This is a genomic window from Pseudonocardia sp. CA-107938 (genome assembly GCF_050936315.1).
Taxonomy (GTDB): Bacteria; Actinomycetota; Actinomycetes; order Mycobacteriales; family Pseudonocardiaceae; genus Pseudonocardia.
In genome coordinates this window covers 2711448-2729262 of record NZ_JBNJNA010000001.1, presented here as the reverse complement: position 1 = coordinate 2729262, position 17815 = coordinate 2711448, and the positions used below count along the sequence as shown (strand labels likewise).

The following is a 17815-nucleotide window of genomic DNA, read 5'->3' as shown; positions in this document are numbered from 1 at the left end:
TGCAGATCCTCCTCTTCAGCCGCGGTACACGGTCGCGGAGCGGCGTTCGTACCAGGTCGCGAGGTACTCCCCCGAGCTGATGATGTGGGCCTGCATCGCCGCGCGCGCCCGTTCGGCGTCGCCGGCCTCGAGCGCGGCGATGATCTCGTCGTGCTCGCGCACGTTGGCCTCCCGGTGCCGCTCGTGCCCGGCGAGGGCCTGCGCGGAGAAGCTGCGCGGGAAGCTCTCGTTGATCCGCGCGACCATCGAGGTGAGCCAGCCGTTCTCCGCCGCCTCGCAGATCGTGGTGTGGAACACGTCGTTGGCCGGCGTGGTGACCCCGCCCGTTTCGCGCAGGGCCGCGCGCAGCACGTCGTTCTGGGTCCGCAGCACCGCGAGCTGGGCACGGCTGATCCGGGCGGTCGCCCGCCGCGCGGCCATGCCCTCCAGCTCGGCCCGGACCTCGTAGGCCTCCCGGACCTCCCACGGCGACGGCACCCGGATCGTCGCTCCCCGGTTCGGCGCCACCTCGATGAGCCCGCTGTTCTGCAGCTGGCGCAGGGCCTCCCGGATCGGGGTGCGACTCACCCCGAACTCCGCGGCCAGCGCAGCCTGGCGCAGCGGCGTGCCGACGGCGAACTCGCCGCTCATGATCCGCGCCCGGATCCGGGCCGCGATGTCGTCGACGAGCGCGTTGTCGCCGGGTGGGAGGGACCCGCCGTCGGGAATCAGTGACACGGTGCATCGTCCTCGGTACTGGGGCGACCGGGCGCCGGCAGGTCCAGCGCGGGGTTGCGGTCGAAGAACCCGTCGGGCTCGAGGCGCAGCCCGGTTCGCGCCACCGGCATCACGGGCCAGTCCTCCGGGCGCGGGAAGTGGTGCGCCCCGACCGTCGCCCAGAGCACCAGCTCGGCGCCGTCGAGCGGGCGGTCCTCGCGTTGCCACACGTGGACGCCGTCGGCGCCCGGTTCGGCCTGGTTGGGGTACTCCCCTGCGACGAACCGCCGCGCCGGATCGTGGGCGGTCGCCCACAGCCGGCGGCCGACGAAGGGCGCACGGCGAGCACACACGCTGTCGGGGCGCACGGGCAACCGGGCGGTGCCGTCGATCAGCAGCCGGTACGCGGTGGGCTCCCCGTTGCGGTTGCGCCGGTCCGCGCTCTGCACCCGCCAGTGCACCGCCCGGGACGGGTCTGCGCTGCGTGCGGCATCGGCCTCGCTGCGGATCGGGGTCAGCACGGTGCGCACCGCGTTGCCGTACGGGTCGAGTGCCGGGTCGGTCTCCGGCTCGGCCGAGACCTCGACGAGCCGGTTGCGCGGCCCGTCGACGGCCATGTCGAGGCGCACCGCGAAGTGGTGCTGGTGGTTGGGCACCGACACCCGCGGCGACACCCGTCGACCGTAGGCCGGATCGGTGCCCTCCGCGATGCCGGTGGCGGAGAGGATCCCGGTCATCTTGATCTCCAGGTCGAGCGATCCGTCCTGATGGAGCGACCAGTAGAAGCCGTAGTCGTAGTTCGCGACGGTCACGAACGTGGAGATCACCAGCCGCCGGGCGCGACGCACCTGGGTGGTGCCGCGGCGCCCGTCGTGGTGCTTCCAGGCGATCCCGTTGTCCTCCTCGTGCAGGCAGATCGCGTTCGGCAGCAGCCGGGGAACGCCGTCGCCGCCGAGCACGGCCACGTCGAAGTAGTGGATCACGCCGAGGCAGTCGCAGCCGAGCTCGAGCGAGTTGGTCAGCGGTCCGCCGCCGTACTCGCCCCAGTCGAAGAAGTTCTTGCGGTATTGGGTGGCGCTGGTGTCGAAGTAGGGCACGTACATCTCGTTGAGCGACGCGCGCCGCACGACCGGTCGGCCGGCGTAGGTGAGGTCGTGCAGCACCAGTCCCTCGCGGTGGGTGAAGCCGATCCGTACCGTCCAGTTCTGCCACCGGATCTCGTGCCCGGCCACGGTGAAGCTGGGTCCTTCCGGCTGCACGATGTCGAGCGGGCGCAGGTCCGCCCGGGGCGTGAGCCCGGCTCCCGTGTAGTCCCCCGACTCCGTCTCGACCTCGACGACGCCGTGCTCCTCGACCTCCAGCACCGTCATCGTGACCATGTCGATGATCGGCACCACGCCCTGGACGGGGCGGGCGTAGCCGTTGTCGTCGGGCGAGGTCTTGAGCCACACGCTGCCCCAGGTGAGCCGCCGCCCGGCGTACTGCGGCGGCTCGAACCCGCCGATGGACTCCGGGTCGATCATGACGAGGGACAGGTCGGTGATCCCGCGCCGGGCCAGCGCCGCGCGGAAGGCCGGGTCGGCGCGGCACGCGGCCGCGGCGGTGCGCGCCTCCTCCGAGGTCATCCCCGGGTTGCGGACGCCGAGCGGGGTCCGCCCGATCAGCGCACCTCCGGTGGCGGACAGCTCGATCAGGTCCCGACCTGCCGACCCGGCGTCCGGGTCGAGCCACACCACCTCGACGCGCCGCGGGTCGCCCGCCGCGGCCGTGCGGGCGTGCTCCTCGTCGATCGTGGCACCCCAGAACCGGGTGTTCGGCCCGACGCCGGAGGCCCGGACGACCGCGACCACGGCGGCCAGCTCGGCGACGGTCAGCGGGTCCGTCGGGTGCACCGGTGCGGTCCCGGTGGGCTGCGGGGCAAGGACACTCATGAGCGCTCCATCGGGGAAAGGACCGCCGCGACGCCGTCGGCTCGGGGATCGGATGCGGCGTCGAGGCCGGCCGGGGTGGTCCTCGCGACCTGGACGTGCCCGGCGAGGTCGGTGCGGTCGGGAGTGCGGTGCACCGGCAGCCCGGGGTCGCGGTCTGCTGGCCACGCCCCCGGTTCGGCGACGAGCGTCGGCACCGGCTGCCCCACGTCGCGCGCGCCGACGACCCAGCGCGGCCGGTCGAGCACCGGGGCCGGATCGGTCGCGGTGAGCAGCGCGGGCAGAACCTGGGCGAGGATCTGGGCTTGGGCGCGTCCGCCCTGGCAGCCGGCGGCGAGCAGCGTCCCGGCCCGCTCGCCGAGCACCGGACACAGCGTGTGCGGCGGTCGCCGACCAGGCGCGAGCGCGGCCGGATGTGCGGGGTCGGCCGCGAACGCGGAGGCCCGGTTGTGCAGCACGATGCCGGTCGCCGGGTCGAGCAGCCCGGCCCCGAACGACTGGTAGACGCTCTGCACCAGCGACACCGCCCGACCCGTGTCGTCCACCGCGGTGACGGCGACGGTGTCCCCGGCCGCGCGGCTGGCCGGAGCGGGTATCCCGCGGACCTGCGCCGCGAGCAGGGCCTCGACGTCGACGGGGCCGCCGCGCGGGTCGGCCAGCAACGCGTCGCGGGCGTCGCAGGCGCGGCGGACGACGTCGAGCAGGACGAACGGGTCGGCCCCGCGCTCGGCGCTGACACCGGCGAGGCCGTGGAGCACCGCGAGCAGCACCACGCCCTGGCTCGGCGGTGGTGCCACCTGCCAGCGGGTGTCGCCGATCTGCGCGTCGAGCGGTTGAGTGACCTCCGCGGTGTGCCCGGCGAGGTCGTCGGCCCGGAGCGCGCTTCCCTGCCCGGTGAGGAAGGCGACCAGCGCGTCGGCGACCGGGCCGCGGTAGAACGCGTCGGGGTCGGCGGCGAGGGTGCGCAGGGTTGCCGCCAACGCGGGCTGGCGCAGCGGAGCACGCACCCGCCGTGGTCCGTCGCGGTCGGTGAGCAGGGCCCGCAGCCCGGGATCGGCCGCCACGGCGGCGGACCGTTCGGCGACCGCGCGGGCCAGACCTGGCGACACGGTCGCGCCGCCGTCGGCGACCTCGGCGGCGGCGTGCAGGGCGGGCGCGAGACCGAGCCGCGATTCCGCGGCCAGCGCGACCCAGCCCGACACGACACCGGGCACGGTCACGCTGCCCGCGCCCTGCGCGTGGATCCCGGCGGCCACGTCGGTGCGGATCGCCGCGGCACCCACGCCGAGGACCGCGGTCGTCGTGCCGTCGGGCCGGCGGGTGAGCGCCACCAGGTCGCCACCGAGCGCGCACTGGTGCGGGTAGACGACGGTGAGCACAGCGGCCGCCGCGAGCGCGGCGTCCACCGCGTTGCCACCGGCCACCACCGCGCGCCGCGCCGCTGCCACCGCGGCAGGGTGCGGTGCAGCGACGGCGATCGCCGCGCTCATCCGGCGCTCGTCGGGAACAGCAGCGTCCGCGACGGCGCAGCCTCCGCCCCCTGCAACGGGATCGGCAGCGAGACCATCGAGTAGACGCCGGGATCGGCGTGCAGCAGGTCGGCGACCTCCAGGATCAGCACGTCGGCGCCGCAGAGCAGCTGGTGGGTCTCCCACTTCGTGGTGTGGTCGGTGTCCTCGATGGTCAGGTAGTCGATGCCGACGCACCGCACGCCCGCCTCGATCAGCAGCTGCGCGCCGTCGGGGGCGAGCCCGACCCACGCAGCCGACTTCCACGGCGAGCGCAGCACGGTCGCGGAATTCCGGGTCTTCAGCAGCACCCGGCCCTCGTCGGAGAGCCCGGCCCGTTCCAGGTCGCCGGCGGTGATCGCGCTCGTCACGCCGGTCAGGTCGAGCACCCTGGCCGGCCCGATCAGTGCCGCGAGGTCCACCTGGTCGACGGTCTTCCCGCCGTCGACGAAGTGCCCTGGCGCGTCGATGTGGGTCCCGGTGTGCGCGCCGATCCGCCAGCGGCTGACGTTGGAGACCAGCCCGTCGGCGCGGGACTCGACGACCTCGATCTCCGGGCGACGACCCCAGTGCAGCATCCCGGGATGGATCGGCACCGAGATGTCGAGCGCGGTCGAGACGTCCATCAGGCTGCTCCTTCGGCGGCGCGCCGTGCGCCGGTCGTGACGGGTGGGGGCGACAGCCGCGCCGGATCGACGAACCGCAGGTCGGGGCGCCGTGTGCCGCACGCGAGATCAGCCAGCGCGGCGCCGATCGCCGGCGCGAACTTGAACCCGTGTCCGGAGCAGGCGCTCGCGACCAGGACCCCCGGCCGGCCCGGGACGGGTCCGACGAGGAACCGCCGGTCAGGGGTCATCGTGTAACGGCAGGTCAGGTGCTCGCCGACCGCGCCCACCCCGGGCAGCACCTGCGCGGCGAGCTCGCGCAGCAGTTCGAGCTCGGCGGCGGTGGCCGGTCCCGCCGGCGCGTCCGGGTCCTCCGGAGGCCCGGCGTCGAGCCCGATCTTGACCCCGCGCCCGTCGAGTGCCGGGATGCCGTAGAGCAGCCCGGCCGGCAGCTCGACGGAGAACGCGCCCAGCCGCGGCGGGGCGAAGCCGGCGGCCGGGAAGTAGGCGTTGACGATCCGCTGCACGTCCAGCCGCGGCGCCAGCTCGGGCAGCAGTGCCGCGGTCCACGGCCCGGCGCACACCACGAGGGTGCGCGCGCGCAGGTCGCCGCGCGGGGTCCGCACGGTGACCGACCCGCCGTCGTCCGTCCAGCCCAGCACCGGCTCGCCGGCGCGCAGGTCCGCGCCCGCGGCCTCGGCGAGCGCGCGCTGCACCCGCAGGGCGGCCTCGGCGTCGATGACCCCGGCCGCCGGGTCGTACACCGCGGTGGCCGCGTCGGGCAGTCGCAGCGCCGGGGCGAGCCGGGCCGCCTCTGCTGCGTCGATCTCCCGGCAACCAGGACCGCGCAAGCCGACCGGGCCGCCACCGTAACGGGCGAAGACGCCGCCGACGGTGCGCACCAGCGGCACCCCCGAGTCGCGTTCGAGCCGGTCCCAGCCCGCGTAGGCCTGCTCGACGAGGTCGTCCCACACCGGGTCGGGATAGGCGCGGCGGATCATCCGGCTCGCCCCGTGCGACGAGCCGCGGACGTGCCCGGCGCGGAACCGGTCGAAAGCCACGACCCGCAGGCCGCGGCGGGCCAGCTCGTGCGCCGCCGCGCTGCCGTGCACACCCAGGCCGAGCACCACGGCGTCGACGGGCTCGACGGGCGCCCGGCTCACGGACCGACGTGGCGCGACGCCGCGGGTCACCTCGTCCACGGCAGCGACGAGCGCGTCGATGTCGGCCTCGTCGTTGTAGACGTGCACCGACGCCCGCAGCACCGATGGCAGCTCGCGCGCGGCGAGGTCCCAGCGGCCGTGCCCGGCCGGCACCGACACCAGGTGCACGTTGCGCCGGGTGAGCTCGGCCCGCGCGTCGTCGGCGGCGAGCCCGTCGACGACGAACGTCACGATCGCACCCCCCGAAGCGCTCGGGTCCGTGATCGTGACGCCCGGCAGCGCGGCGAGCCGTTCCCGCAGCAGTGTCCCCTGCTCGGCGAGGTGCGCTGCGACCGAGGGCGCGCCCAGGGCGTCGAGCTCGGCGAAGGCGACGCCCAGCCCGAGCCGCAGCGCGTGCGCGGCCTCCCACAGCTCGAACCGGCGCGCACCCGGCGCGATCGTCCAGTCCCGCTCGCCGGTCCACACCGCGCCCCTGACGTCGGGGGCGACGGGTTCCAGGTGCCCGGCCAGCGGCGTCGACACGTACAGCAGCCCGGTGCCGCGCGGGCCGCGCAGGAACTTGCGGCCGGTGGCGACCATGAGGTCGCAGCCGATGTGCCGCACGTCGACGTCGAGCTGACCGAGCGACTGGGTGGCATCGAGCAGGAACGGCACCCCGTGCGCCCGGCACAGCGCGCCGATCTGCGCGACGGGCTCCACCAGGCCCGACGACGTCGGCACGTGCGCGGCGGTCACCAGCCCGGCCGGGCCGGCGCGCAGGGCGCGCTCCAGGTGGTCGAGGTCGACCTCGCCGGTGCCCGTGCTGGGCAGCACCTCGACCGCGGGGCCGCCCGCGCGCTCCATGCTCAGCAGCTGCAGGGCGCTGCTGACGTAGCTGGACCGGGCGGCGAGCACCCGGTCGCCGGGGCCGAGCCGCAGCGCCGCGACCGCTCGCTGCCAGCCGGCGGTGGCGCTCTCCAGCAGGGCGATCTCGCCGGGTTCCGCGCCGATCGCCGCGGCCGCGAGCCGGTACACGCCGTCGAGCCGGGGCTGCGCGTCCCGCGCCGCCTCGTACCCGCCCAGCTGCGCCTCGGCGTGCAGGTGCGCGACGATCGCGTCCCGCGAGGCAGCGGTGGGCAGTGCGGCGCCTGCGGCGTTGAAGTGGTGGCCCGTCGCACAGCCGGGGGTGGCGGCGCGCTCGGCCGCCACGTCGATCCGGCCCTGCTGGGATCTCCCGGTCACAGGGCGACCGTGACGCTCTTGAGCTCGGTGAAGCTCTCGACGGCGGCGTCACCGAGGTCCCGGCCGATGCCGGACTGCTTGACCCCGCCGAACGGCACCGCCGGGTGGAACTCGTTGTAGGTGTTGACCCACACCGTGCCGGCCTCCAGTGCGGCGGCGGTCCGGTGCGCGCGGGCGAGGTCGCTGGTCCAGATGCCGGCGGCCAGCCCGTACTCGGAGTCGTTGGCGAGCGCGACGGCCTCGTCGTCGGTGTCGAACTCCAGGACCGTCAGGACCGGGCCGAAGATCTCCTCGCGCACGCACCGGGCGTCCGCGCCGAGACCGGTGAGCACGGTCGGCTCGACGAAGAAGCCCGGCCCGCCACGGACCCCTCCTCCGGCGAGCACGGTGGCACCCTCGGCCCTGCCGAGGTCCAGGTAGGACGCCACCCGGTCGCGCTGCACCGCCGAGACGAGCGGACCGACGGTGATCCCGCCGGTCAGCCCGTTGCCGACCGGAAGCGCGTCGACGAGCGGGACGAGCCGCTCCAGCACCTCGTCCCGGACGGAGCGGTGCACCAGCAACCGGCTGCCTGCCGTGCACATCTGCCCGGAGTGGGCGAACACCGTGCGCGGCAACGTGGTGAGCACCCGGTCGAGGTCCGCGTCGGCGAAGACGATGTTCGGCGACTTGCCGCCCAGCTCCAGGGTGACCGGGGTGACCCGACCGGCCGCGGCGGCCATGACCGAGCGGCCGACCTCGGTGGACCCGGTGAACGACACCTTCGCGATTCCCGGGTGCGCCACGAGCGCGGCCCCGGTGCTGCCGCCGCCGGTGAGCACGTCGACCACGCCGGCCGGCACGCCGGCGTCCAGGCACAGCGCGGCCAGCCGCAGCGCGGTCAGCGGGGTCTGCTCGGCGGGCTTCACCACGACCGGGCAGCCGGCGGCGAGCGCCGCCGACACCTTCCAGGCCGCGATCATGAACGGGAAGTTCCACGGCAGCACCAGCGCGGCCGGCCCGACGGGCTCCCGGCTGGTGTAGACGTGCCGGTCGGTGCCAGCGGGCTGCACCGCGCCGGTGAGCCGCGCGGGGGCGCCCGCGCAGTGCCGGATCGCCGCGATCCCCAGAGCCACGTCGCCGCGGGCGCGCTCGATGGGTTTGCCGTTGTCGAGGGTCTCCAGCACGGCGAGCTCTTCGGCGCGGGACTCGGCGAGGTCGGCGAGCCGGGCCAGCACGTCGCGGCGCCACTCGGGAGTGCGTCCACGCCAGCGGCCGTCCCGGTGCGCGGCCATCGCCGCGGCGACGGCGGCGTCGACCTCGGCGGGGCCCGCCAGCCCGACGGTGGTGAGCAGCTCCTCGGTGGCCGGGTCCAGCACCGCGATGCGCCCCCCGCTGCCGCAGGTCCAGCTGTCGCCGATCAGCATCGGCTCCTCGGCCGCGATGCGCGGCCGGGTCACACCGGGTGCGACGCCGGTGGTCATGGGCTCCCCCTCGTACTGGTTCGTGCTCGCAGCCGTGATCACCGACGTGATCACCGCGGTGTCGGCCATGGCTCCCGCACCGCGGCGGCGACGGCCCGGGCGGTGGTCTCCACGCACCGGGCCGCCTCCGCGGCGCCGTGCGCGGCCTCGGCCTGGTCGACGTCGCGGCCCCACACCCCGCTGGCGCTGACCTGGTCGGTGCGGTAGTCCCAGAACGTGTCGACGTCGGTCACCGACACCGCCCGCTCCATGTGCACCGCCTCGGGCCGGATGTGCAGCATCATCGAGGTCTCGAAGTAGTTGGCGTGCATCAGGCCGCGGCCGTAGGTGACCCGGCCGTCGACCTCGGGGCCCGGGTACATCGTCACGTAGAACAGGCACCGCACCCGCACGTCGTCGTGGGCGATGCGCAGCTTGTCGGCCGCGACCTCCATCGGCCCGGCGTTCCAGGTGTGGCTGTTGAGCAGCACGAACTGGCGCACCCCTGCCCGGTACAGCGACTCCAGCACGTCGGTGAGGACCGCGATCATCGTCTCCGGGGCCACCGTGATCGTGCCCGGCAGCTCGCCGTGCGAGCCCGAGACGCCGTAGGCCAGGGTCGGCACGACCGGCACCCCGGTGAGCGCCGAGACGCCGCGGGCGACGTAGGTCGCGATGTCGGCGTCGACGCTCATCGCCATGTGCGGCCCGTGCTGCTCGATCGCGCCCACCGGGACGATCGCCGCGGGCATCCGGCGGACCACCTCCACGGACTCCGGCGAGGTCAGCTGCTCCCAGCGGACCGGCGTGCCGCTGCCGCCCAGCTCCGCGGTCAGCGCCGGGTCGACCACGGGATCACGCATCGGCCAGTCCCAGCAGCCGCGCCATGTTCCCGCCCTCGACGAGCGCCCGGTCGGCGTCGTCGAGGATGGCCTTGCCGATCTTCATCCGTTCCAGGTCGAAGTCGTGGCCCGGCCACTCCGTGCCCATGAGGATCTTGTCGGGGCCGAGCCTGCGGTAGGCCCGCCGGACGTCGGCCAGCAGCGTCGCCGACGTGTCGAGGTAGAGGTTCGAGGTGCGTTCCGCGACCAGGATCGCGTCGAGCACGTTCCACACCGCGCCCATGTGCGCGATGATCGTCGGCACCCCCGGGTGGCCCTTCGCGATCTCCTCGATGGCCAGCGGCGAGCAGAACGCGTCGTCGAGGGCGTTGACCAGCACGAGGAGCCCGTGCTCCGCGCAGGCCTCGAACACCGGGTCGAGCAGCCCGTGGTCGGAGAACTGGTAGCCGTGCAGCGTGGGGTGCAGCTTCAGCCCCCGCATCCCGGCCCCGGCGATCCGGGCGATCTCGGCGAGCGCGTCGTCGTCGGAGGGGCGGACCTGGCCGAAGCCGAAGAACCGGTCGGGGTGCTTGCCGACGAGCTCGATGATGAAGTCGTTCTCCATCCGCTGGGCCAGCGAGCAGACCATCGCCATGTCGACGTCCGCGGCGTCCATCCGCTCCAGCAGCGCGTTCGGGTCGAACGGCACGTGCGGCGGCGGGGCCTCACCGGGGCGCGCCCCGGTGAGGTAGTCCGAGCGGCCACGCTCGTTCTGCGCCGTGTTGTAGGCATCGATGATCACGCGTTGCCGGCCTCTCTCGTGGATGGCGCGTCGAGCCAGCACCGTGCGGTGTGGCCCGCGCGGTGCTGGCGGACGGGTGGGCGGGTCGAGCACTGCTCGTGGGCGTGCGCGCAGCGGTCGACGAACCGGCAGCCGGTGGGGCGGGCGTCGAGCACCGGGACGCTGCCCGGCACGGTGGGCAGCCGGGCCGGGCGCGGTCCGTGCATCCGGGGCACCGCCGCGAGCAGACCGCGGGTGTAGGGGTGCGCGGGTGCGCGGAGCACCTCGCGCGCGGTGCCGCGCTCCACGATCTCCCCGACGTACATGACGCTCACCTCGTCGGCGTACTGCGCCACCACCCCGAGGTCGTGGGTGACGAGCAGGACGGCCGTGCCGCGACGGCGGCACAGGTCGCGCAGCAGCCGCAGGATCTGGGCCTGCACCGTGACGTCGAGGGCGGTGGTCGGCTCGTCGGCGATGAGCACCTTGGGCGAGCAGGCCAGCGCGATCGCGATCATCACCCGCTGCCGCATGCCGCCGGAGAACTCGTGCGGGTAGGCCTGGGCGGCCCGCTGCGGATCGGCGATGCCCACCTCGTCGAGCAGCTCGACGGCCCGGTCCGCGGCGACGCGACGACTCGACCCGGCGTGCAGCCGGACGGACTCGGCGATCTGGCGGCCCACCCGGTGCAGCGGGTTGAGGCTGGCCATGGGGTCCTGGAAGATCATCGCCAGCTCGGCGCCGCGCAACCCGCGCAGGGTCTCCTCGTCGAGGGTGAGCAGGTCACGGCCCTCGTACTCGACGCGGCCGGAGATGCGGGTCCCGGCGCCGCGGGTGAGCCCGAGGACGGTCAACCCGGTCACGCTCTTGCCGGAACCGGACTCCCCGACCAGCGCGTGCACCCGTCCTGGCGCGAGGGCGAGATCCACCCCGTCGACGGCGAGCACCTCGCGCCCGGCGCCCGCGAACCCGACCCGCAGGTCGGCGACGCGGAGCACGGGCTCCCCCGGCACTGCCTCGGCAGCGGCGGAGCGTGCGGCGGGAACGGTGTCAGCCGGCACGGCGCGTCCTCGGGTCGATCGCGAGCACCGCGAGGTCCACCGCGGCGTTGACCAGCGTGAACAGCAGGCCGATCGCCAGCGCGGCACCCTGGACGAGCAGGTAGTCGCGGCGGTTGACCGCGTCCACCAGGAGGTTCCCGACCCCCGGGTAGGCGAACACCGTCTCGGTGATCACCGCGCCGCCCAGAAGCGAGCCGAACAGCAGGCCGGACACGGTCAGGATCGGCACCGCGGCGTTGCGCAGCACGTGCCCGACGGCGATCCGGGCCTCGCCCAGCCCCTTCATCCGCGCGGTCCGCACGAAGCCCTGCGCCATCGTCTCCAGGAACGCCTCGCGGGTGATCCGGGTGATGAACCCGGCACTGGTCGCGGCGAGGGTGAACGCGGGCAGCACGAGGTGCTGCAGCCACGGGCCGATCAGGTCGTAGCGGTTCTGCAGCACGGCGTCGACGAGGACGAAGCCCGTCACGGGCGCGTAGTCGAGGCTGTTCGGGATCCTGCCGAAGATCGGCAGCCAGTCGAGCCAGACCCCGAACACCACGATCGCGAGCACCGCGAGGGCGAACCACGGCAGGCTGAACCCGAGCGTGGCCCCGGTGCGGATCGTCGAGTCGACCCAGGTGCCGCGGTGGTGGGCGGCGACGATCCCGGTGCCCACCCCGAGCACCGCGGCGAGCAGCGCGCCGACGGCGGCCAGCTCGATCGTCACCGGCAGCGCGCCCGCGAGCAGATCGACGACCGTGCGCCCCGAGTGAAACGAGCTGCCGAGGTCGAGGTGCACCAGCGCGGCGAGGTAGTGGCCGAACTGGACGGGCAGCGATCCGTCGAGCCCGAGGTCGGTGCGGATCCGGTCCACGTCGGCCTGGGTGCTGCCGACCATCGACGCCGACAGCAGCTCGGCCGGGTCGCCCGGCAGTGCCCGCACGACCAGGAACACCACCGTGGCGACGACGAACGACACCACCGGCACCATCGCGAGCCTGCGCAGCACCGGCGAGCCCAGCGGACCCGACCGGCTCCGGCGAGCAGACGCGGTGGCCAGCTCGCGGTCGGGGGCGATCGTCATCGGCTCGCCCCCAGCGCGTACGCGTCGCGCAGGTCGTCGCCGGCGAAGTTGCAGGCCACCGCGAACCCGGTGATCAGCAGGCCGGGCACGAGGACCAGCTCGGGGTTGCCGAACACGAACTCCTGCCCGACCTTGACCATGTAGCCCCAGTCCGGGGTCGCCGCGGCCAGCCCGAGCCCCAGGTACGACAGCGCCGAGGCGAGCCCGGCCGCGACGGCCAGCGTCGAGGTGGTCTGCACCAGCAGCGCGCCGCGCAGGTTCGGCAGGATCTCCCGCACGAGCACCGTCGGCCCGCCGAAACCCAGGGCGCGCGCGGCGCGCACGTAGTCCATGGCCCGCTCGCGCAGGGTCAGGTTGCGCACGAGCCGGGCGAAGTACGGCGCCTGGGACAGCGCGATCGCGAACGTGGTGTTCGCGACCCCACCGCCGAGCATCGCGACCATCAACAGCGCGACGAGCACCAGCGGGAACGCCAGCACGACGTCCATCGCCCGCATGACGACACCGTCGGTGATCCCGCCGTAGTACCCGGCGACCATGCCTGCCGCCACGCCGACGACAGCGGCCAGGAGCGTGCCCGCGACCGTGACGAGCAGCAGCGGCCGGCCGCCGTGCAGCACCCGCAGCAGCTGGTCGCGGCCGAGGTCGTCGGTGCCCAGCAGGTGCCCCGGCGAGCCGAGGGGCAGCAGCTGGTCGGAGCTCTGGGCCAGCGGGTCGCCCGGCAGCAGGAGCGGGCCGAGCAGCACCGCCACCGCGTACAGGACCAGCGTCACCCAGGCGACCACGGCCACCGGCCGACGGGCGAGCCGCCGCGTCGACCAGCGGCGGGCCACGGTCCCCGGCGCGGCGACCGGCAGCGGGAGCGGCGCAGCGGTCATTCGGTGAATCCCGCCTTCTCCAGCTGCATGCGCTGGCTCGACAGCGCCGGGGCGTTGACGTTCTTCAGGTCGGCGGCGGTGACGACGATGTTCTGCGCGCACACCACCGGGGAGATCGCCATCATCTTCTCGGCGAACAACCGCTGCGCCTGGGAGTAGGCGGCCGTGCGGGCCGGGAGGTCCGCGGTCTGCAGGCCCTGGGTGAGCAGCGCGTCGAGCTGGGTGACCAGCGCGGGATCCAGCGTGGCGTGCCCGGTGCCGCGGTTGGCGTAGCTGCCGGCGGAGGACAGCATGTTCCCGGCCGTGTCCTCGGGGTCGGGCACGTAGGAGTTGCGCTCCCACAGCCCGATCTGGTGGCTCTTCAGGTCGAAGACCTTGCCGGTGAACGTGCCCGGGTCGAACAGCTGCACGGTCGGCACGAGCCCGATGGCCTTGAGGTTCTCCTCGATGATCTGGGCCACCTTCGGGTACCAGTTGTTGTTCTGCGCGATCAGCTCGACGGGCCGGCCCGTCGCCCCGGCCTGCGAGATCAGCTGGGTCGCCCGGGCCCGGTCGAACGTGGTGAGGTCGGCCAGCCCCGGGTCGTGCGCCACCTCGGCGGCGGGGATGAGGAAGCCCTTCGGGACCTCGGCGTAGCCGAAGAACGCGTTCTGCACGATCTGCTCGCGGTCGATGGCGAGGTTGATCGCCTGGCGCACCGCCAGGTCCTGCAGCGCCGGGTTCGTGACGTTCATCAGCAGGAAGACGCTGACGATCTTCGGCAGCTGGTGGACGGTGACCTTCCGGTTGGCGGCCAGCGCCTTCGCCGACGAGTGCGAGACGAACGACGACGCGGAGATCTGGCCGCTCTGCAGCCCTGCGCTGAGCGACGACGGGTCCGTGAGCTGCTGCAGGACCAGCCGGTCGATCACGGGGCGGCCACCGTAGTAGCCGTCGAACGCCTCGAGCGTGACCGACTGCTGGGGCACCGCGGACACGAGCTTGAACGGGCCGGCCCCGACCAGGTTCTGGCCGATCTTGTCGCCGTGCTTCTCCAGCGCGGCCGAGGAGATGATCCGGCACGGCAGGTCCGACATCCGGGACGGGAACGTCAGGTCGGGCGCCTTGAGGGTCAGCTCGAAGGTGCGCTCGTCCACCGCGCGCACCGCCGTGATGTTGCGGTTCGTGGAGCCGCGGATCGGTCGGGTGGACGCGGCCGGACGCGTCGGGTCGGTGTCGGCCAGCTGCCGGTTGAAGGAGCGCTCGACGTCCTTCGCGGTGAACACGGTGCCGTCGTGGAAGGTGATGCCGGGACGCAGGGTGAAGGTGAGGGTGCGCCCGTCGTCGGACACCTTCGAGGACTCCGCCATGTCCATCCGGGGGGCGGTGGACGCGAAGTCGATCGTGGTCAGGCCGCGGCAGACGCAGTCGACGGCCATCCAGTCGCCCAGCGTGGTGTAGACCGCCGGGTCGAGCAGGCCGTTGGTGCCGTCGATCGCGAAGGTGAGGGTGCCGCCCTTGCGCAGCGCGGCGAGGTCGGCGTTGCCGCCACTGGTCGTCGTGCTCTGGCCGCAGGCGGCCAGGAACGCCCCCAGCGGCATCGTGGCCAGACCGACCGCACCGGCCCTGACCAGGAATCCCCGCCTGCTCATGGAAGCGCGGAGGACCACGTTGCCGTCCTGGTCGCGCAGGGGCTTCTCACTCATCCGTCGTCCTTCGGCTGGGCTGGTCACGGGTGGGCTGATCACGCGCTGCGCCGACCGTACGAAGATTGGATCCAAATATCTACGTATCGGATCCGAAATTAACGGAAGGGATACACGCCGACATCGGCGTGTCGCTGCCACGCCCACCAGTCCGGGTCGTGCCCCGGCCAGACCTCGACACCGGGTCGTGCGGCGAGCGCGTGCAGCCGCTCCACGGCCGTCTGCGCCTCGGCCTCGAGCGCGGGCGCCGCGGTCCAGCCGCAGCGCCTGGACCCGGTGATCCCGGCCAGCAGGTCGGCGGCGTCGCAGGCCAGCACGACCGTCCGGTCCGGGAGGTCGATCCGGAACGACTGGTGCCCGGGGGTGTGCCCGCGGGTGTCGATGGCCCCGAGCCCCGGCGCCAGCTCCGCGTCCCCGTCCACCAGCCGCACGTCGAGCCCCGGGCGCAGGTAGTCCTGCGGCGCGCAGACCTCCCGGGGCCCGGCGTGGCGCCCGAACTCCCACTCGGCGCGCTGCACGATCACCGGCGGCCCGCCGACCAGCAGACGCAGCCCGCCGGTGTGGTCGAGGTGCAGGTGGGAGAGGGCGCATCCCGCGAGCCGCGTCCAGTCCAGGCCGGCCGCGGCGACCTGGTCGAGCAGCGGATCGCCCGGCGGGACGATCGCGGTGTAGGAGTCGTAGTTGAAGCGGGCGGCCCGGCGCACGGGGTCGCGCACCACGTCCACGTCGAACCCGGTGTCGAGCAGTACCCACGCGTCGGGGTAGCAGACAGCGGCGGCGGTGACCGGTTCGAGCAGGTAGCGGGCGGGGTCGCCGCCGTGGATCGACAGCGACTCGGGGATCGGTTCGTAGCCGAGCACGAAGGGATGCAGGTGCCGCGGCCTCCCGCCGATCTCCAGTGCTGGCACGCTCACGCGGCGCCGGCCGTCGCCTCGGGATCGGGCACCGCGTCCAGCAACGTGCGGGTGTACGCGTGGCGCGGGGAGCGCACCACGTCCTCGGTGTCGCCGATCTCGACGAGCTCGCCGCGGTAGAGCACGGCGATCCGGTCGGACATGTGCCGCACCACACCGATGTCGTGGGAGATGAACACGATCGACAGCCCCAGCTCGTCGCGCAGGTCGCACAGCAGGTTGAGCACCTGCGCCTGCACCGACACGTCGAGCGCCGACACCGGCTCGTCGGCCACCAGCACCGTCGGGCGCACGGCGAGGGCGCGGGCGATCACCACCCGCTGCAGCTGCCCGCCCGACGCCTGCGCCGGGAAGCGGTCGAGGAACGACTCGTCGAGCCCGACCTTCGCGAACAGCGCCGCCACCTCGGCGCGGCTGCTGCGCCGCCCGGTGCGGGCGGCGAGGGACTCCCCCACTGCCACACCGAGCCGGCGAGCCGGGTTCAGCGCGCTGGCCGGGTCCTGGAAGACCATCTGCAGGTCCAGCCGGGTCGCCGCCGGTAACCGGCCGCGGACGGGCAGCGGCACCCCGTCGAACAGCACCTCGCCGGCGGTCCACCGCTCCAGCCCGACCAACGCGCGGCCGAGGCTCGACTTGCCCGATCCCGACTCCCCCACCATGCCGAGGGTCTCCCCGCGCCGGAGGCCCACGCTCACCCCGGCGACGGCGTCCTTCGGCGCGCCGGGGTAGCGGATCCGCAGGTCACGGGCCTCCAGCAGGAACTCGGTCATCGTTGTGCGCCTCTCTCCACGCGGTCCTTCTGCACGGCACCGTCCTTGACGACGAGCACCACGTTGTCCGGGTCGGCCAGCACGGTGATGTCGGCGAGCGGGTCGCCCGCGCACACCACCACGTCCGCCCGCTTGCCCGGCGTCAGCGAACCCAGCTCGGCGTCGAGCCCGCACAGCTCGGCCGCCGCCGACGTGCCGGCGACGATCGCGGCCATCGGCGAGAGCCCCAGCTCGACCATCAGCCCGAGCTCGCGCAGGTTCGCCCCGTGTGTCATGAGCCCGGCGTCGGTGCCCAGCGCCACCCGCACACCGGACGCCATCGCGGCCGCCAGCCGCTCCTTGGCCGCGGCGACCGTCGCGCGCCGGCGGGCCAGCTCCGGGGCGGGTGTCGTCGCCGGGTCTCGCTCCCTGGTCAGCGTCGCGAGCGTGGGCACGAGGAACGTGCCCCTGTCGACCATCTCCGACACCGTCTCCTGGCGAACGTGGTACCCGTGCTCGATGCTGCGCACCCCGGCGCGGACCGCGTCCGGGATCCCGGGTCCGTCCTGGGCGTGCGCCGCGACCGGCACGTCGCCGTGGCGGGCCGCCTCGCGCACCACCGCCCGCAGCTCGTCCTCGGTGAGGCCGCCGTGCTCGGGACTGCTGCGCGGGCTCGTCATCCCGCCCGACGCCGCGACCTTGACGCAGTCGGCGCCCGCCTGCAGCACCTCCCGCGTCGCCCGGACGAACGCGTCCGGGCCGTCGGCCACCCCGCCGCCGCCCGACCCGCCGGCGAGGTCGACGCCGTTGGCCGCCCGCCAGTCGCCGTGACCGCCGGTGATGCTGAGGATCCGGATCGCGATCACCAGGCGCGGCCCGCGGACCAGGCCCTGCTCCACCGCGAGCTTGATCCCCAGATCGGCCCCCGAGAGGTCGCGGACCGTGGTGACACCCGCGTCCAGGGTGTCCGAGAGGTTCGGCACCGCACGCAGCACCCGCAGGCTCATCGGGTCGGTGAGCTGCGCGATCGTGCCACCGATCCGGGACTGCGGGCGCATCGTGAGATGGGTGTGGCAGTCGAAGAAGCCCGGCAGCACCGTGTGCCCGGTGACGTCGATCCGGCGCGCACCGAGCGGCGCGGGCGGGGCCAGCGCAGCCGGCCCGGCGAACTGCACGAGGCCGTCCCGCAGATGGATCTCGGCGTCGTCGACGGGGGCCGCGCCGGTGCCGTCGACGAGCCGTCCCCCGGTCAGCAACATCACTTCCGGCGCCGGGATCAACGGTCCATCCTGGATCG

At 74.2% G+C, this 17815-nt stretch carries 15 protein-coding genes; all 15 read right to left on the bottom strand.

Annotation, left to right across the window (positions count from 1 at the left end; genetic code table 11):
• Nucleotides 1-15: 15 nt before the first annotated feature.
• Nucleotides 16-717, bottom strand: coding sequence for a GntR family transcriptional regulator (locus tag ACQEVB_RS13780; RefSeq protein ID WP_432970038.1), 702 nt, complete (start codon nucleotides 715-717; stop codon nucleotides 16-18).
• On the bottom strand, nucleotides 708-2627 hold the full coding sequence (locus ACQEVB_RS13775; protein ID WP_432970035.1) for a primary-amine oxidase: 1920 nt from the start codon (nucleotides 2625-2627) through the stop codon (nucleotides 708-710). The genes ACQEVB_RS13780 and ACQEVB_RS13775 overlap by 10 nt, the downstream gene beginning before the upstream one ends.
• On the bottom strand, nucleotides 2624-4114 hold the full coding sequence (locus ACQEVB_RS13770; protein ID WP_432970032.1) for a gamma-glutamyltransferase: 1491 nt from the start codon (nucleotides 4112-4114) through the stop codon (nucleotides 2624-2626). The genes ACQEVB_RS13775 and ACQEVB_RS13770 overlap by 4 nt, the downstream gene beginning before the upstream one ends.
• A complete protein-coding gene (locus ACQEVB_RS13765; protein ID WP_432970029.1) occupies nucleotides 4111-4758 on the bottom strand; it encodes a cyclase family protein in 648 nt (215 codons plus the stop codon). The genes ACQEVB_RS13770 and ACQEVB_RS13765 overlap by 4 nt, the downstream gene beginning before the upstream one ends.
• Entirely contained in the window at nucleotides 4758-7121 is a 2364-nt protein-coding gene (gene solA, locus ACQEVB_RS13760) for an N-methyl-L-tryptophan oxidase (RefSeq protein ID WP_432970026.1), read from the bottom strand. The genes ACQEVB_RS13765 and solA overlap by 1 nt, the downstream gene beginning before the upstream one ends.
• Complete coding sequence (locus ACQEVB_RS13755; RefSeq protein ID WP_432970023.1) at nucleotides 7118-8653, bottom strand: aldehyde dehydrogenase family protein; 1536 nt, start codon at nucleotides 8651-8653, stop codon at nucleotides 7118-7120. Before ACQEVB_RS13755 ends, solA begins: the two co-directional genes overlap by 4 nt.
• Nucleotides 8635-9426 carry a creatininase family protein gene (locus ACQEVB_RS13750; RefSeq protein ID WP_432970020.1) on the bottom strand — a complete coding sequence of 264 codons (792 nt, stop codon included), beginning with the start codon at nucleotides 9424-9426 and terminating at the stop codon, nucleotides 8635-8637. The genes ACQEVB_RS13755 and ACQEVB_RS13750 overlap by 19 nt, the downstream gene beginning before the upstream one ends.
• Complete coding sequence (locus ACQEVB_RS13745) at nucleotides 9419-10186, bottom strand: amidohydrolase family protein (RefSeq protein WP_432970017.1); 768 nt, start codon at nucleotides 10184-10186, stop codon at nucleotides 9419-9421. The genes ACQEVB_RS13750 and ACQEVB_RS13745 overlap by 8 nt, the downstream gene beginning before the upstream one ends.
• Nucleotides 10183-11226 carry an ABC transporter ATP-binding protein gene (locus ACQEVB_RS13740; protein WP_432970014.1) on the bottom strand — a complete coding sequence of 348 codons (1044 nt, stop codon included), beginning with the start codon at nucleotides 11224-11226 and terminating at the stop codon, nucleotides 10183-10185. The genes ACQEVB_RS13745 and ACQEVB_RS13740 overlap by 4 nt, the downstream gene beginning before the upstream one ends.
• A complete protein-coding gene (locus ACQEVB_RS13735) occupies nucleotides 11216-12292 on the bottom strand; it encodes an ABC transporter permease (RefSeq protein WP_432970011.1) in 1077 nt (358 codons plus the stop codon). The genes ACQEVB_RS13740 and ACQEVB_RS13735 overlap by 11 nt, the downstream gene beginning before the upstream one ends.
• Nucleotides 12289-13170, bottom strand: a complete 882-nt coding sequence (locus tag ACQEVB_RS13730) for an ABC transporter permease (RefSeq protein ID WP_432970008.1) — start codon at nucleotides 13168-13170, stop codon at nucleotides 12289-12291. The genes ACQEVB_RS13735 and ACQEVB_RS13730 overlap by 4 nt, the downstream gene beginning before the upstream one ends.
• On the bottom strand, nucleotides 13167-14855 hold the full coding sequence (locus tag ACQEVB_RS13725; RefSeq protein ID WP_432970005.1) for an ABC transporter substrate-binding protein: 1689 nt from the start codon (nucleotides 14853-14855) through the stop codon (nucleotides 13167-13169). Before ACQEVB_RS13725 ends, ACQEVB_RS13730 begins: the two co-directional genes overlap by 4 nt.
• Before the next feature lie 98 nt (nucleotides 14856-14953).
• Entirely contained in the window at nucleotides 14954-15769 is an 816-nt protein-coding gene (locus ACQEVB_RS13720; protein WP_432970002.1) for an N-acyl homoserine lactonase family protein, read from the bottom strand.
• Nucleotides 15766-16539, bottom strand: a complete 774-nt coding sequence (locus ACQEVB_RS13715) for an ATP-binding cassette domain-containing protein (protein WP_432969999.1) — start codon at nucleotides 16537-16539, stop codon at nucleotides 15766-15768. Before ACQEVB_RS13715 ends, ACQEVB_RS13720 begins: the two co-directional genes overlap by 4 nt.
• Nucleotides 16536-17798: an amidohydrolase family protein gene (locus ACQEVB_RS13710; protein ID WP_432969996.1), complete on the bottom strand. Its 1263-nt coding sequence runs from the start codon at nucleotides 17796-17798 to the stop codon at nucleotides 16536-16538. Before ACQEVB_RS13710 ends, ACQEVB_RS13715 begins: the two co-directional genes overlap by 4 nt.
• Between the last annotated feature and the right edge of the window lie 17 nt (nucleotides 17799-17815).

Excerpts from the sequence above, each read along its gene's own strand:
- ACQEVB_RS13765 (WP_432970029.1), bottom strand. The coding sequence starts at position 4,758 with ATGGACGTCTCGACCGCGCTCGACATCTCGGTGCCGATCCATCCCGGG.
- ACQEVB_RS13770 (WP_432970032.1), bottom strand. The coding sequence starts at position 4,114 with ATGAGCGCGGCGATCGCCGTCGCTGCACCGCACCCTGCCGCGGTGGCA.
- ACQEVB_RS13775 (WP_432970035.1), bottom strand. The coding sequence starts at position 2,627 with ATGAGTGTCCTTGCCCCGCAGCCCACCGGGACCGCACCGGTGCACCCG.
- ACQEVB_RS13715 (WP_432969999.1), bottom strand. The coding sequence starts at position 16,539 with ATGACCGAGTTCCTGCTGGAGGCCCGTGACCTGCGGATCCGCTACCCC.
- ACQEVB_RS13730 (WP_432970008.1), bottom strand. The coding sequence starts at position 13,170 with ATGACCGCTGCGCCGCTCCCGCTGCCGGTCGCCGCGCCGGGGACCGTG.
- ACQEVB_RS13750 (WP_432970020.1), bottom strand. The coding sequence starts at position 9,426 with ATGCGTGATCCCGTGGTCGACCCGGCGCTGACCGCGGAGCTGGGCGGC.
- ACQEVB_RS13725 (WP_432970005.1), bottom strand. The coding sequence starts at position 14,855 with ATGAGTGAGAAGCCCCTGCGCGACCAGGACGGCAACGTGGTCCTCCGC.
- ACQEVB_RS13735 (WP_432970011.1), bottom strand. The coding sequence starts at position 12,292 with ATGACGATCGCCCCCGACCGCGAGCTGGCCACCGCGTCTGCTCGCCGG.
- ACQEVB_RS13755 (WP_432970023.1), bottom strand. The coding sequence starts at position 8,653 with ATGGCCGACACCGCGGTGATCACGTCGGTGATCACGGCTGCGAGCACG.